At 59.8% G+C, this 12,377-nt stretch carries 11 protein-coding genes and 1 pseudogene; 8 read left to right on the top strand and 4 right to left on the bottom strand.

Annotation, left to right across the window (positions count from 1 at the left end):
• Positions 1-137: 137 nt before the first annotated feature.
• From C3418_RS13615 to C3418_RS13605, 3 genes are all read left to right on the top strand, one after another.
• Positions 138-1,421, top strand: a complete 1,284-nt coding sequence (locus C3418_RS13615; protein ID WP_069784738.1) for an outer membrane protein transport protein — start codon at positions 138-140, stop codon at positions 1,419-1,421.
• 253 nt (positions 1,422-1,674) lie between these two features.
• The gene (locus C3418_RS13610; RefSeq protein ID WP_069784739.1) at positions 1,675-2,931 is read left to right on the top strand and encodes an OmpP1/FadL family transporter; all 1,257 of its coding nucleotides are present in this window, start codon (positions 1,675-1,677) and stop codon (positions 2,929-2,931) included.
• A gap of 116 nt (positions 2,932-3,047) precedes the next feature.
• Positions 3,048-4,265: an EAL and HDOD domain-containing protein gene (locus tag C3418_RS13605; protein ID WP_103858714.1), complete on the top strand. Its 1,218-nt coding sequence runs from the start codon at positions 3,048-3,050 to the stop codon at positions 4,263-4,265.
• Between the two features lie 85 nt (positions 4,266-4,350).
• Here C3418_RS13605 and C3418_RS13600 read toward each other — a convergent pair whose 3' ends face one another.
• A complete protein-coding gene (locus C3418_RS13600; RefSeq protein WP_103858713.1) occupies positions 4,351-5,517 on the bottom strand; it encodes a thiolase family protein in 1,167 nt (388 codons plus the stop codon).
• A 132-nt stretch (positions 5,518-5,649) separates the two neighbouring features.
• Between C3418_RS13600 and C3418_RS13595 the strand changes: the two genes are divergently transcribed.
• Complete coding sequence (locus tag C3418_RS13595) at positions 5,650-6,048, top strand: MerR family DNA-binding transcriptional regulator (RefSeq protein ID WP_010674655.1); 399 nt, start codon at positions 5,650-5,652, stop codon at positions 6,046-6,048.
• A 108-nt stretch (positions 6,049-6,156) separates the two neighbouring features.
• Here C3418_RS13595 and C3418_RS13590 read toward each other — a convergent pair whose 3' ends face one another.
• Positions 6,157-6,840, bottom strand: coding sequence for a dicarboxylate/amino acid:cation symporter (locus C3418_RS13590; protein ID WP_308444222.1), 684 nt, complete (start codon positions 6,838-6,840; stop codon positions 6,157-6,159).
• An 82-nt stretch (positions 6,841-6,922) separates the two neighbouring features.
• Between C3418_RS13590 and C3418_RS13585 the strand changes: the two genes are divergently transcribed.
• On the top strand, positions 6,923-7,345 hold the full coding sequence (locus C3418_RS13585; protein ID WP_042014381.1) for a hypothetical protein: 423 nt from the start codon (positions 6,923-6,925) through the stop codon (positions 7,343-7,345).
• Here C3418_RS13585 and C3418_RS13580 read toward each other — a convergent pair.
• Positions 7,342-7,962, bottom strand: a complete 621-nt coding sequence (locus tag C3418_RS13580) for a dicarboxylate/amino acid:cation symporter (RefSeq protein ID WP_258040019.1) — start codon at positions 7,960-7,962, stop codon at positions 7,342-7,344. The genes C3418_RS13585 and C3418_RS13580 overlap by 4 nt on opposite strands.
• A 268-nt stretch (positions 7,963-8,230) precedes the next feature.
• Between C3418_RS13580 and C3418_RS13575 the strand changes: the two genes are divergently transcribed.
• From C3418_RS13575 to C3418_RS13560, 3 genes are all read left to right on the top strand, one after another.
• Complete coding sequence (locus C3418_RS13575) at positions 8,231-8,515, top strand: pyrimidine/purine nucleoside phosphorylase (protein WP_010674653.1); 285 nt, start codon at positions 8,231-8,233, stop codon at positions 8,513-8,515.
• A gap of 156 nt (positions 8,516-8,671) precedes the next feature.
• Complete coding sequence (locus C3418_RS13570) at positions 8,672-10,054, top strand: L-serine ammonia-lyase (protein ID WP_069651221.1); 1,383 nt, start codon at positions 8,672-8,674, stop codon at positions 10,052-10,054.
• 284 nt (positions 10,055-10,338) lie between these two features.
• The gene (locus C3418_RS13560; protein ID WP_039039104.1) at positions 10,339-11,709 is read left to right on the top strand and encodes an L-serine ammonia-lyase; all 1,371 of its coding nucleotides are present in this window, start codon (positions 10,339-10,341) and stop codon (positions 11,707-11,709) included.
• A gap of 273 nt (positions 11,710-11,982) precedes the next feature.
• Here C3418_RS13560 and C3418_RS13555 read toward each other — a convergent pair.
• Positions 11,983-12,377, bottom strand: a pseudogene (locus C3418_RS13555) (L-methionine/branched-chain amino acid transporter); the annotation flags it as partial.

Genomic DNA, 12,377 nt, shown 5'->3' with positions numbered 1-12,377 from the left:
TTCTTACCTCCTACCAGATCCATAGAATCACGCCAGCAATGAATGGGAAGAAGCTGACATAACAACAGATCATGTCGTCAATAGCCGCCAAAGAGCCGCGATGTCGACAGAAAATCTGCTTACAAAGAGAGAACACTATGACAACTGCCTTTTTCAAGAAAAGCCTGATCGCTGCGGCCGTGACCCTGGCCAGCACCCAGACCTTCGCCGCCGCGTTCCAGCTGAACGAGCACTCGGCCTCCGGTCTGGGGCGCGCCTACGCAGGTGAAGCAGCCATCGCCGACAACGCGGCCGTGCTGTCCCGCAACCCGGCGGCCATGATCACCTTCGACAAGATGGCACTGTCTGTATCCGGCACCTATATCAAGCCCGACGTGGACGTGGCTGGCGACATCTATGCCGGCCCAACCAAGCTGGCTCCGTCCAGCGAGAGCGACATCGCCCCCGATGCCTTCGTGCCGGCCACCTACTTCATCCAGCCCCTGAACGATCAGTGGGCCTGGGGGATCGGCCTCTTCTCCAACTACGGCCTCTCCACCGAATATTCCAAGACCTTCGCGGCCGGTGCCGGCGCCGGTGACACCGAGCTGCTGACCTTCAACATCAACCCCAACATCGCCTATCGCATCAACTCCAGCTTCAGCGTCGGTGCCGGCATCAATGCCGTCTACGCCGCCGCCGAGCTGAACCGTTATGCCGGTGCGCTCTCCGCTGCCATTCCGGGTGCCAACTCCGATACCCGTCTGGCTCACCTGAAGGGCGACACCTGGGGCTTTGGCTGGAACGTCGGCACCCTGTACGAGATAAACGAAAACAACCGCCTCGCCCTGACCTACCGCTCCCAGGTCGACTTGAGCTTTGACGGCGACTTCCAGGGTGCCACCTCCGGCAACCGCGTCGTCGATGGCAACCTGAAACTGGATCTGCCAGCCCAGGCCGAATTCGCCGGCTATCACCGTCTGAACCAGCAGTTTGCCGTGCACTATTCCGTCAACTGGACCGACTGGAGCGCCTTTCAGGAGCTGAAAGCAACAAGTTCAGGATGTAATATGCCTGGCCAACCAGGTGTATGCCTCAATAAACCGGAAAAGTTCAAGGACTCCACCCGTTACTCTCTGGGCGGTACCTGGTACGTCAACCCGTCCTGGGAAGCCCGTATCGGCTTTGCCTACGACAACACCCCGATCGAGCCGGAATATCGCAGCCTGAGCATTCCGGATTCCGACCGCGTATGGTATAGCGCCGGCGCCACCTACCACATCGACAAGGACATGAGCGTCGACTTCGGCATGGCCTATCTGGACGGCAAAGAAGTAGACGTAAACGAAGGACTGCGTAGCCATGATGACGGACTGCGCTGGAAAGGCACCTCCCACGGCAACGCCTTCCTCGCTTCCGCTCAGTTCAACATGAAATTCTGATAATCAGCAAATTGACCAGAGCGCCTGCGGGCGCTCTTTTTTTATTCCGAATTCCTGTTTCAGCGTACACCTGTAGTAAACAACTGTACGCTTTTCTTTTTTTATCAAGCTATTAGCAGCACATCCCCCAGCATTTAATCCCGTTTTCATCCGCTCACCCCCACGCCCGTTGCCTTACTGGTCATACCATATAAAATCCTGCCTCCAACCATAAGAACGTTCGAACTCCAGGTTCATTTTCAAGGATAATGCAATGCACTCCATCATGAAGCCGTCTCTCATCGCCCTGCTGGTGCTGTCGAGCCAGGCCCAGGCGGCAGGTTTTCAGCTGGCCGAGCAATCCGCCACCGGCATGGGCCGCGCCTTCGCCGGCGAAGCCGCCATCGCCGACAATGCCAGCGTGCTCTCCCGCAACGCCGCCGCCATGACCCGTTTCGATACCCTGGCCTTCTCCGGTGGCTTCATCTATGTGCACCCCGACGTCAACATCGAGGGCACCACCCGGGTGCCGACCCCCAAGGGGCCGGTCAGTCTGGATGCCGGAGCCCACGACATTGCGGGTGACGCCTGGGTGCCCAACGCCTATCTCATCGTGCCCCTCAACAAGCAATGGCGCCTCGGGCTTGCCGCCGCCTCCTATTACGGACTCGGGGTCAAGATGCCGGACAACTACAACGCCGGTCACTTCGGCAACGTCTCCGACATCAAGACAGTGGATCTGGGGGCCTCCCTGGCCTATCGCATCAACCGCGTCTGGTCCGTCGGGGCCGGTCTCTCCGCCATTCAGGGGGAAGGGGAAGTGGGCGGCACTTTCCCCTCCAACAACCAGATAGCCAAGCACCTGAAGGGGGATGGCTGGGCCATGGGCTGGAACCTGGGCACCCTGCTTGAGTTGTCGCAGGCAACCCGCATCGGTCTCTCCTATCGCCACGACATCACCCTGACCCTCTCCGGTGACGCCATCGGCATCGATCAGAAGGGCCAGCCCTTCACCGATACTGGCAGCCTGGATCTGCCCTTGCCCGCCACCGCCGAGCTGGCTCTGTTCCATCAACTCACCCCGGCCCTGGCGCTGCATTCGAGCATCAACTGGACCAACTGGAGCAAATTCGTGCAGCTCGAATCCGAGCTCGACCACCACGGCACCATGCATATCAAGGAGGAGCACTGGGAAGACAGTTGGCGCTATGCCCTGGGGATGACCTACCAGCTGGCCCCCCAGTGGCAATTGCGCTCCGGTATCGCCTACGACCGCAGCCCGGTCCCGGCGGATCGCCGCACCATCTCCATCCCCGACTCGGATCGGGTCTGGTACAGCGCCGGCGTGGGCTATCAGATTGACCGCCACCTCTCGCTGGATCTGGGGCTGACTCTGATCGACGGAAAGAAGGTGGACGTGAGCGAAACCATGCAGCTCAGGCCCGGCATCCCCCAGACCACCTCCACCTTCAATGGCACCTCGGAAGGGGATGCTTGGCTCGCCGGCCTGCAGCTCAACTACCTGTTCTGACACCCCGGGTTTCCTGACAAATAGTATGCCAGTTGTTGACCTTCCCGACCGGTCGGCACTGGCATAGTGATCCGCTTCACCATAGAATCAAGCCTGTAACCATGGTGGAGAGATGCATGTATTCCTATGTAGCAAGGCAGCCCATTCTGGATCGGGAGTTGAACACCCAAGCCTATGAGCTGCTGTTTCGCGACAGCCTGGACAATGTATTTCCCTCCGTCTCCGCACAGCAGGCCACTTCCAGGCTGGTTGCCGAGCAGTTCTTGCAGCAGAACATCGATCAGCTCATCGGGGATCACCCCTGCTACATCAATTTCCCCCACTCCCTGTTGCTGGACGGATTGGCCGAATGCCTCCCCCGTGACAAGGTGGTGATCGAGATCCTGGAGGATGCCGAGCCCGACGATGCGCTGCTGGAGAAAGTGATCCAGCTCTATGGGCTGGGCTATCGGTTAGCGCTGGATGACTTCACCATGGTCTCAGACTGGGACAGGTTCCTCCCCTACATCCATATCATCAAGTTCGACCTGCGCAGCACGCCGCAACCCTGCATCGAGCACTTCATGGCGAATCATCGCCACCTGCCCCTCACCTATCTGGCCGAGAAAGTCGAGGATCAGGCCGAGTTCGAGCGGATGAAGCAGCTCGGCGTCACCCTGTTCCAGGGATTTTTCTTCAGCCGCCCCCAGATGGTGCAACAGCCCACCATACCGCCGGCCCAGCTGGTGGTGATGCAGCTGCTCGAGGTGGTCAATCAGACCGAACCGGATCTGGACAAGATTGGGCAACTGCTCAACCAGGATCTCACCCTCTCCCTCAAGCTGTTGCGCTACATCAACCACCTCAAGCGCTTCCCCCAACCCATCGCCTCGTTTCGCCAGGCCGCAAGTTCCCTGGGGCACGCCCAGCTCAAGCGCTTCGTCGCCCTGATCGCCGCCACCAGTGCGGGGAGTGAAAAGAGCGCCGAGCTCCATCAGATGTCCCTCATCCGAGCCCGGTTCTGCGAACTGCTGGCCCAGACCCATGCGCCCGCAGAGCAGGCACAGCAAGCCTTTGTCACCGGCCTCTTCTCCCTGCTGGACGTGCTCATGGGAGAACCGCTGGATCAGCTGCTCGGCTCCATTCCCCTGACCGACGACATTCGTGCCGCCCTGCTCACCCGCAAGGGCAAGCTCGGGTTCTACCTGGCGTTCTGTGAAGATTTCGAGAAAGCCGACTGGCAGCGGGTCGCCGCCAACACCGTCCGGCTCGGCCTCAACGAAGAGAAGGTCAGCCACCTCTATCTGAGCGCCACCGCCTGGGTCAACCAGCAGCTTCAGGCCATGGAAGAGTAACCGGTCCACTCCCGCCAGACATGACAACGTCCCTCTTGAAGGGACGTTGTCATGTCATCAACCCGCAGCAATCTCACCCACGCATTCAGCCTGCCTCGATGGCGATGGCCGTTGCCTCCCCTCCCCCGATGCACAGGCTCGCCACCCCTCGCCTGAGCCCGCGGGCACGCAGGGCATGGATCAGGGTCACCAGGATGCGGGCGCCACTGGCGCCAAGAGGGTGCCCCAGCGCACAGGCCCCGCCGTTCACGTTCAACTTGTGATGGGGAATGCCGCACCCGGCCATCGCCAGCATGCTCACCATGGCGAATGCCTCGTTCACCTCGAACAGGTCCACCTCCTCCACCGACCAGCCCACCCGGGCCAGCAACTTGTCGATGGCGCCGACGGGGGCACTGGTAAACTCCGCCGGCAAGGCGGCGTGACTCTGGTAACCCACTACCCTGGCCAGCACCGGCAATCCGAGCCGGGCAGCGCTCTCGCCCCGCATCACTACCAGGACTGCCGCCCCGTCCGAGATGGAGCTGGCATTGGCCGCCGTGATGGTACCGTGCTTGCTGAAGGCCGGCTTGAAGCCGGGGATCTTGTCGGGCCTGGCCTTGCCCGGTTGCTCATCCTCGGCCAGCAGCAGGGTGTGGTCAGCGGTCATGACGGGAGCCAGTTCCGCGGCAAAGGCACCGCTGCGCTGCGCCGTCAACGCCCGCTCCAGGGAGGCGATGGCAAAGGCATCCATGTCGGCCCGGGTCAGTCCGCTGCGATCGGCACTCAACTGGGCGTAATGACCCATCAGATAGCCTTCGTAGGCATCCTGCAAGCCGTCCAGGAACATGTGATCGAGCACGCTCTGGTGCCCCATGCGAAAACCGCTGCGCGCCTTGTCCAGCAGATAGGGTGCGCGGCTCATGCTCTCCATGCCCCCCGCCACCACGACCTCGGCCTCCCCCAGGCGCAGGCTGTCCGCCGCCAGCATCACCGCCTTCATGCCGGAGCCGCACACCTTGTTGATGGTGGTGCAGGGCACGCTGTCCGGCAGCCCCCCCTTGAGCGCCGCCTGACGGGCTGGCGCCTGGCCGACCCCTGCGCTCAACACGTTCCCCATATAGACCTCATTGACCTGCTCCCCCGTCATCCCGGCCTGCGCCAGCGCGGCGCGGATGGCGCAAGCGCCAAGCTCGGGGGCACCGAGCCCGCTCAGGGCCCCCTGGAAGGCCCCCATGGGGGTACGTTTGGCCGCCACAATCACGATATCCATCGATAGCACTCTCCTTGTTACATCGGGATAACATATGTCGCGGCCGCGACGGGAACAAGACTTGCGGGGAAGTTGACGTTTGGGTAAGGTGCCAGCCTGCATTGACAACCAGATGGCAGCCAAGACAGCCCCATGACCAAATCCAGGGACGACACCCGCACCTTCAGCATCAGCGAACTGGCTCGCGAGTTCGATGTGACCACCCGCAGCATCCGCTTCTACGAGGATCAGGGCCTGCTCAACCCCACCCGCCAGGGACAGCACAGGATCTACAGCCGTCAGGACAGGGTGCGGCTCAAGCTGACCCTGCGTGGCAAGCGTCTGGGCTTCAGCCTCGCAGAGATCCGGGAGCTGTTCGATCTCTACGATGCGGACAAGAGCAGCCGCTCCCAGTTGCAGACCATGCTGGGGCTGGTGGCCGACAAGCGGGAGACCCTGCAGCAACAGCTGGAAGATATCCAGATGGTCCTGCTGGAGCTGGAGGCGGCCGAACAGCGCTGCCGCCAGGCCCTGGCACACCTCTCCCCCTGAGTCACGCAGACGGGTGAGGCAAACGGGGATCACCGCCAGCAAATAGACACAAATGAAAGAGGGAGGCTTGAAGCCTCCCTCTTGTCATGCACGGTGGACGACCCGATATCAGGCCTCCTTGCTCCAGCGGTTCGGATCGTAATCCGGGCTGTAGCGATCGACGATGATGGCACAGGCCGCATCGCCGGTGATGTTCAGCGCGGTGCGGATCATGTCGAACAGACGATCCAGCGCGAACAGCAGCGGCAGACCCTCGATGGGAATCCCGGCCGCCAGCAGCACGGCAACCACCAGGAAGCTCGGGCCCGGTACACCGGCCTGACCGATGGCACCCAGGGTGGAGGTGACGATGATCGCCGCCCAGGCACCCATGGAAAGATCGATGTTGTAGACCTGGGCGAAGAAGATGGCGACCAGGCCGTAATAGATGGCATTGCCGCTCATGTTGATGGTGGCACCCAGCGGCAGCACGAAGGAAGCGGTGGCGTTGGTCACCTTCAGATCGCGCTCGCAGGTCTCCATGTTGACCGGCAGGGTCGCCATGGAAGAGGCGGTGGAGAAGGCCACGATCTGCGGTTTCTTCATCGCGGAGAAGTACTTGCGTACCGGCGTGTTGGAGAAGAACGCGATCAGCAGCGGATAGACCACGAAGCCGAAGATGAGGATGGCGGCGACATAGACGACGAACAGCTTGAGCACCAGGGTCAGCACGTCGAAGCCGTAGGTGCCGATGGCGTCGGCCATCAGGCCGAAGACGCCGATGGGGGCGATCAGCATCACAATGCTTGTTATTTTCTACTACAAACTAACTCATTGATGAATATGAAAAATTGATGTTAGCATGGCCAATAGACAACCTTGTAAAGGAACTTAAATGGACTTACTTACCGCCATTCTTGCTGTATGGGGAGCACTTATATCAACGGGTTTGGCTTGCTTAAAAATCTGGGAGGTTCGTCAAAATCACTTTAGGGTTGAGACGTCTTACAATCTGACCAGCTCAATAACTGAAGGGAATGAAATCTACATAAGAAATCTGAATAACAGGCCGATCACAATTGAGCATTGGGTTTTAGAGTGGCATCAAGGCATTTGGCCCTTTAAGAAAGCAGACACGATATCTATGTCACAAGACTTGTCGGCAGGTAGAAAGATAGAAGCTTATGACAGCATGACTCTTCATTTTACTGACGAAAGCTATTTCTCTACTGGAAAACCGTTATCCGAAGGTAAACGTCTATTTATCAAACTACATTTCGTAGGTAAAAAACGGCCAAAGATAATAAAGGTTTACTAAATGGGACTCATTAAAGACCCTTTGTATGGGATCCGAAACATCACCTTGTTGATCATCCAGACGAAAGCGTCCACCAGGGTGTTGAGCCCGTCTACCAGCGGCTTGGCGCGCTCACGGGGCTGCTTGGCCAGGGCGATGCCGAGGAACATGCAGAACACCAGGATCTGCAGGATGTTGGCCTCGTTCAAGGCGCTGAACACGTTGGTCGGGATCATGCCAAGCAGGGTGGCCACCGCATCGGGCAGTGCACCCTTGTCGGCGTAGTCGCCGGAGAACATGGCCGCAGTGGCGCCAAAGTCAACGCCCACACCAGGTTTGAACACCTGACCCATCACCAGCGCCAGGAACACCGCCAGTGCGGAGGTGCCGAGGAAGAAGGCGAGCGTGGTGACGCCAATCTTGCCAGCAGCGGGGCTGGCCCCCAGGTTGGCGGCCCCGGACAGGATGGCCACCGCCACCAGCGGAATCACCAGCATCTTGATCAGCTGGATAAACAGGGTGCCAAGCGGCGCAAACACTGTGGCTTGCTCTCCCATGAGCGCCCCGACCAGCGCGCCCAGCACCATGGCCACCACTACCTGGAAGCCGATGTTTTTGATTAATCCTTTTGTTAACACAGAATGTTCCTTTATTTAGCAATTACTCACACTTTTACAGCGTAAATGACCACCCAGAGCGTCAAATCCTCTCCATTGCTCTGGCGGTGCGCTTTATCTCATATTTGCACCCCGTTTTACATCAGAACCCGTTAACGAAATGCATTGATAACTTTATGAGAAAGTAAAGCCTCAAAAGAGACACGGCTGTTTTTGCTCCTTTTACCATGACAACATCCAAAACAGTGTGCTACGTTGGCTCTGCAAACGTGCATACAGGGAAGAAAAGATGCTGAAAGTTAACGAGTATTTTGACGGAAATGTTAAATCCATCGGTTTCGAGCAAAAAGGTGAGAAAGCTACCGTTGGTGTGATGGAAGCGGGCGAGTACCTGTTCAATACCGCCGCCCCGGAGCGCATGACGGTGATCAAGGGCGCCCTCACCATCCAGCTGGCCGACGAAGATGAGTGGCACACCTACCAGCAGGGGGAATCCTTCGATGTGGCCGGTCACTCCTCCTTCAAGCTGGAAGTGAAGATCGCCTCCGCCTATCTGTGCGAGTTCCTCGACTGATGTATCACGGGCGCCATGGGATGCCGAGCGGCTCCCCCATGGCGCGCCTCTCCCACGCCCATTTCCCTACCGCCATCACACCCCGCTATCTCCCCCCTTTTCAACGACTACAAAAAATTTACAATGTTTAGACGAAATCCATAATTGGAGTACGTCATGATCAGTGTCTTCGACATGTTTTCCATCGGGATAGGCCCCTCCTCCTCCCATACCGTGGGACCGATGCGGGCCGCCTGCGCCTTCATCCAGACCCTCAAAGCGAACGCACTCCTCTCCCGTACCAGACGCGTCGTTGTCGAGTGCTACGGCTCACTGGGCCAGACCGGCAAGGGGCACGGCACCGGCAAGGCCATCATCCTGGGACTGGCCGGATTTGAACCCGAATCCGTGGACATCGAGGCCATTCCCGCCTTCCTCGCCCAGGTAGAGCAGACCCAGACCCTCTGCCTGGGCGGCGAGCAACCCAGCGAATTTCCCCGCATCGGCGCCATCCTCTTCAACCGGCGCAAGACCCTTCCCGCCCACTCCAACGGCATGACATTACGCGCCTATGAGGGTGACACCCTTGTGTTCGAGCAGACCTACTACTCCATCGGGGGCGGTTTCATCATCGAGGAGAGTCACTTCGCCAACGCCCGGGAAGAGGCGGCCCGCTTCGATGCCGCCCACCCCATCCCCTATCCCTTCGAGAGCGGCGCCGAACTGCTGGCCCAGTGCCAGGAGAGCGGCCTCTCCATCTCGGGGCTGATGCTGGCCAACGAGAAGGTGTTTCGCTCGGAAGCGGAGATCAAGGCCGGGCTTCGCAAGATCTGGCAGGCCATGCAGGGCTGTGTCGAGCGTGGCTGCAAGAGCGAGGGGGTGCTGCCAGGCGGTCTCAAGGTCAAGCGCCGGGCTCCCGCCCTCTATCGCCAGCTCTGTGGCGAGACCAATTTCAACAAGGATCCGCTGATGGTGATGGAGTGGGTGGATCTCTTTGCGCTGGCCGTCAACGAGGAGAACGCCGCCGGGGGCCGCGTGGTGACGGCGCCGACCAACGGTGCCGCCGGCATCATCCCCGCGGTGTTGCACTATTACGATCGCTTCGTGCGCAAGGTGGATGACGAGCTGCTGATGCAGTACTTCCTCACTGCCGCCGCCATCGGCATCCTCTACAAGAAGAATGCCTCCCTCTCGGGGGCCGAGGTCGGCTGTCAGGGCGAGGTCGGCGTGGCCTGCTCCATGGCCGCTGGTGCCCTGGCCGAGCTGCTGGGCGCCAGCCCCGCCATCGTCGAGAACGCCGCCGAAATCGGCATGGAGCACAATCTCGGGCTGACCTGCGATCCCGTCGGTGGTCTGGTGCAGGTGCCCTGCATCGAGCGCAACGCCATGGGCGCAGTCAAGGCGATCAATGCCGCCCGCCTCGCCCTGCGCGGTACCGGCGAGCACAAGGTGTCGCTGGACAAGGTGATCAGAACCATGTGGGAAACCGGCAACGACATGAAGACCAAGTACAAGGAGACCGCCCGGGGCGGCCTTGCCGTCAACATCACCGAGTGTTAAGCCTCTGTGATAAAGCCGCATATGGCACTCGAATACCCGGCATCGCCGGGTATTTTTTTGCAAAACGTTTGTCTGGCGCTTAACAAAATGGATAACCATCAAAATAAATTTTATACTCGCGCCACGAATTCAACAAAAATAGATCTGTTTCAACTTTTTTTAGGCATTGAACCGTTACACTGTGGTTATCCGGTTCCCTGGCCTTTGTGACGACAGACCCGTCCCATGGATCCCTTTTCTGCGAGTGGGCATGGCGCCCCCTTCTACCCTGAGGTAATTGTTACATGATCAGCGTTTTTGATATCTTCAAAATCGGTGTTGGCCCCTCCTCTTCCCACACTGTCGGCCCCATGAAGGCAGCCAAACAGTTCGTGGATGAACTGCGTGCTGGCGGCAAGATCCGTGACATCACCCGGATCCAGGTCGATGTCTATGGCTCACTCTCCTGGACCGGCAAAGGCCACCACACGGATACCGCCATCATCATGGGTCTGGCGGGCAACCTGCCGGAGAACGTCGACATCGACGCCATCCCCGAATTCATCTCCCGCGTGGAGCAGACCGGTCGTCTGCCCATCGGCCTGCACTGCCACACCGTCAGCTTCCCCAAGGGCGCCATGATCTTCCATGACGAGGCCCTGCCCCTGCACGAAAACGGCATGAGGCTGACTGCCTTCATCGAAGATGACGCCGTCTACAGCAAGACCTACTACTCCATCGGCGGTGGCTTCATCGTCGACGAAGAGAACTTTGGCAAGGGTGACAGCGGCGACATGTCCGTCAGCTATCCCTTCAAGAGTGCCGCCGAGCTCATCGCCCACTGCAGCCAGAGCGGTCTCTCCATCTCCGCCCTGATGATGGAAAACGAGAAGTGCTTCAACACCCCGGAAGAGATCTACAAGAAGCTTGGCAAGATCTGGACCACCATGCGGGAAGGGATCGAGCGCGGCTGCCGCACCGAGGGCGTCCTCTCCGGCCCGCTGCGCGTACCGCGCCGCGCCGCGCCGCTCTACCGCCAGCTGACCACCAACGAGAACCTCTCCAATGATCCCATGAACATCGTGGACTGGGTCAACATGTTCGCCCTGGCGGTGAGTGAAGAGAACGCCGCCGGTGGCCGCGTCGTCACCGCACCGACCAACGGCGCCGCCGGCATCATCCCGGCGGTGCTGGCCTACTACGACAAATTCATCCAGCCGGTGGGCCGCGACGAGTACACCCGCTTTTATCTGGCCGCTGCCGCCGTCGGCATGCTCTACAAGATGAACGCGTCCATCTCCGGGGCCGAAGTGGGCTGCCAGGGTGAAGTGGGCGTCTCTTGCTCCATGGCCGCCGCCGGCCTGACCGAGCTGATGGGCGGCAGCCCCGAGCACGTCTGTGAAGCCGCCGAGATCGGCATGGAACACAACCTGGGTCTGACCTGCGACCCGGTGGCCGGCCAGGTACAGGTACCCTGCATCGAGCGCAACGCCATCGCCGCCATGAAGGCGGTCAACGCCTCCCGCATGGCCCTGCGTCGCACCTCCAAGCCGCGCGTGTCGCTGGACAAGGTGATCGAGACCATGTACATCACCGGCAAGGACATGGACTCCAAGTACCGCGAGACCTCCCGCGGTGGCCTGGCCATCAAGGTGATGCAGGTTGCCTGCGACTAACGCCGGATCACGATGACATGAAAAAAGCGGGATATATTCCCAATGCTGTTCACTTAAGAGAATTTGAGTTCCAGTCCACGTAGTATCAGGACAAAAAATCGAGGGAGGCATGATGCCTCCCTCTTTCTATTGCAAGCCCCGCTGGATAAAGGCTGGAGGAAGATCGACTGGACACAGCCTTGCCCCCTCAACTCAAATCCAATTTATGAATAATCAGTCAAAAAAGTGCTTATCTGAACAGCATTGCCGCACTGCGGGGCTTTTTTTCGGGAGTTACTTGATGGCGCAGACACCCTCATCGGACGCCGAGCGGCGGCGTCTGCGCCGCCACAGGGAGAAGCCGCCATACCCCAAGCTCAGCACGACGGCATAGAGCACCTGGGTGGCGAGGGCCAGCAGCACCAGGGCACAGAGCAGCACGCTGAGGCCCGCCAGCCCCTTGCCGGTCCCCGACAACAAGCGCCAGCCGGCCGCCATGCAGAGCAGATAGACCAGCACGAAGTTGCCGTTGGCGTAGCGGATCAGCGCATCGAGGGGCAGACGCAGCCAGAGGATCAGGGTGATGGAGACGAAACAGATGGCGAGCACCCAGGCAAGGGCATGCAGGGGAGCGCCCCGGGCCGAGAGGCGAGAGAGGGAGACCGGCAGTTTGCCCTCCCGCGCCATGC

Source organism: Aeromonas sp. ASNIH8, from assembly GCF_002919855.1.
GTDB classification, from domain to species: Bacteria; Pseudomonadota; Gammaproteobacteria; order Enterobacterales; family Aeromonadaceae; genus Aeromonas; species Aeromonas caviae.
This window is presented reverse-complemented; position numbering and strand designations above follow the sequence as displayed.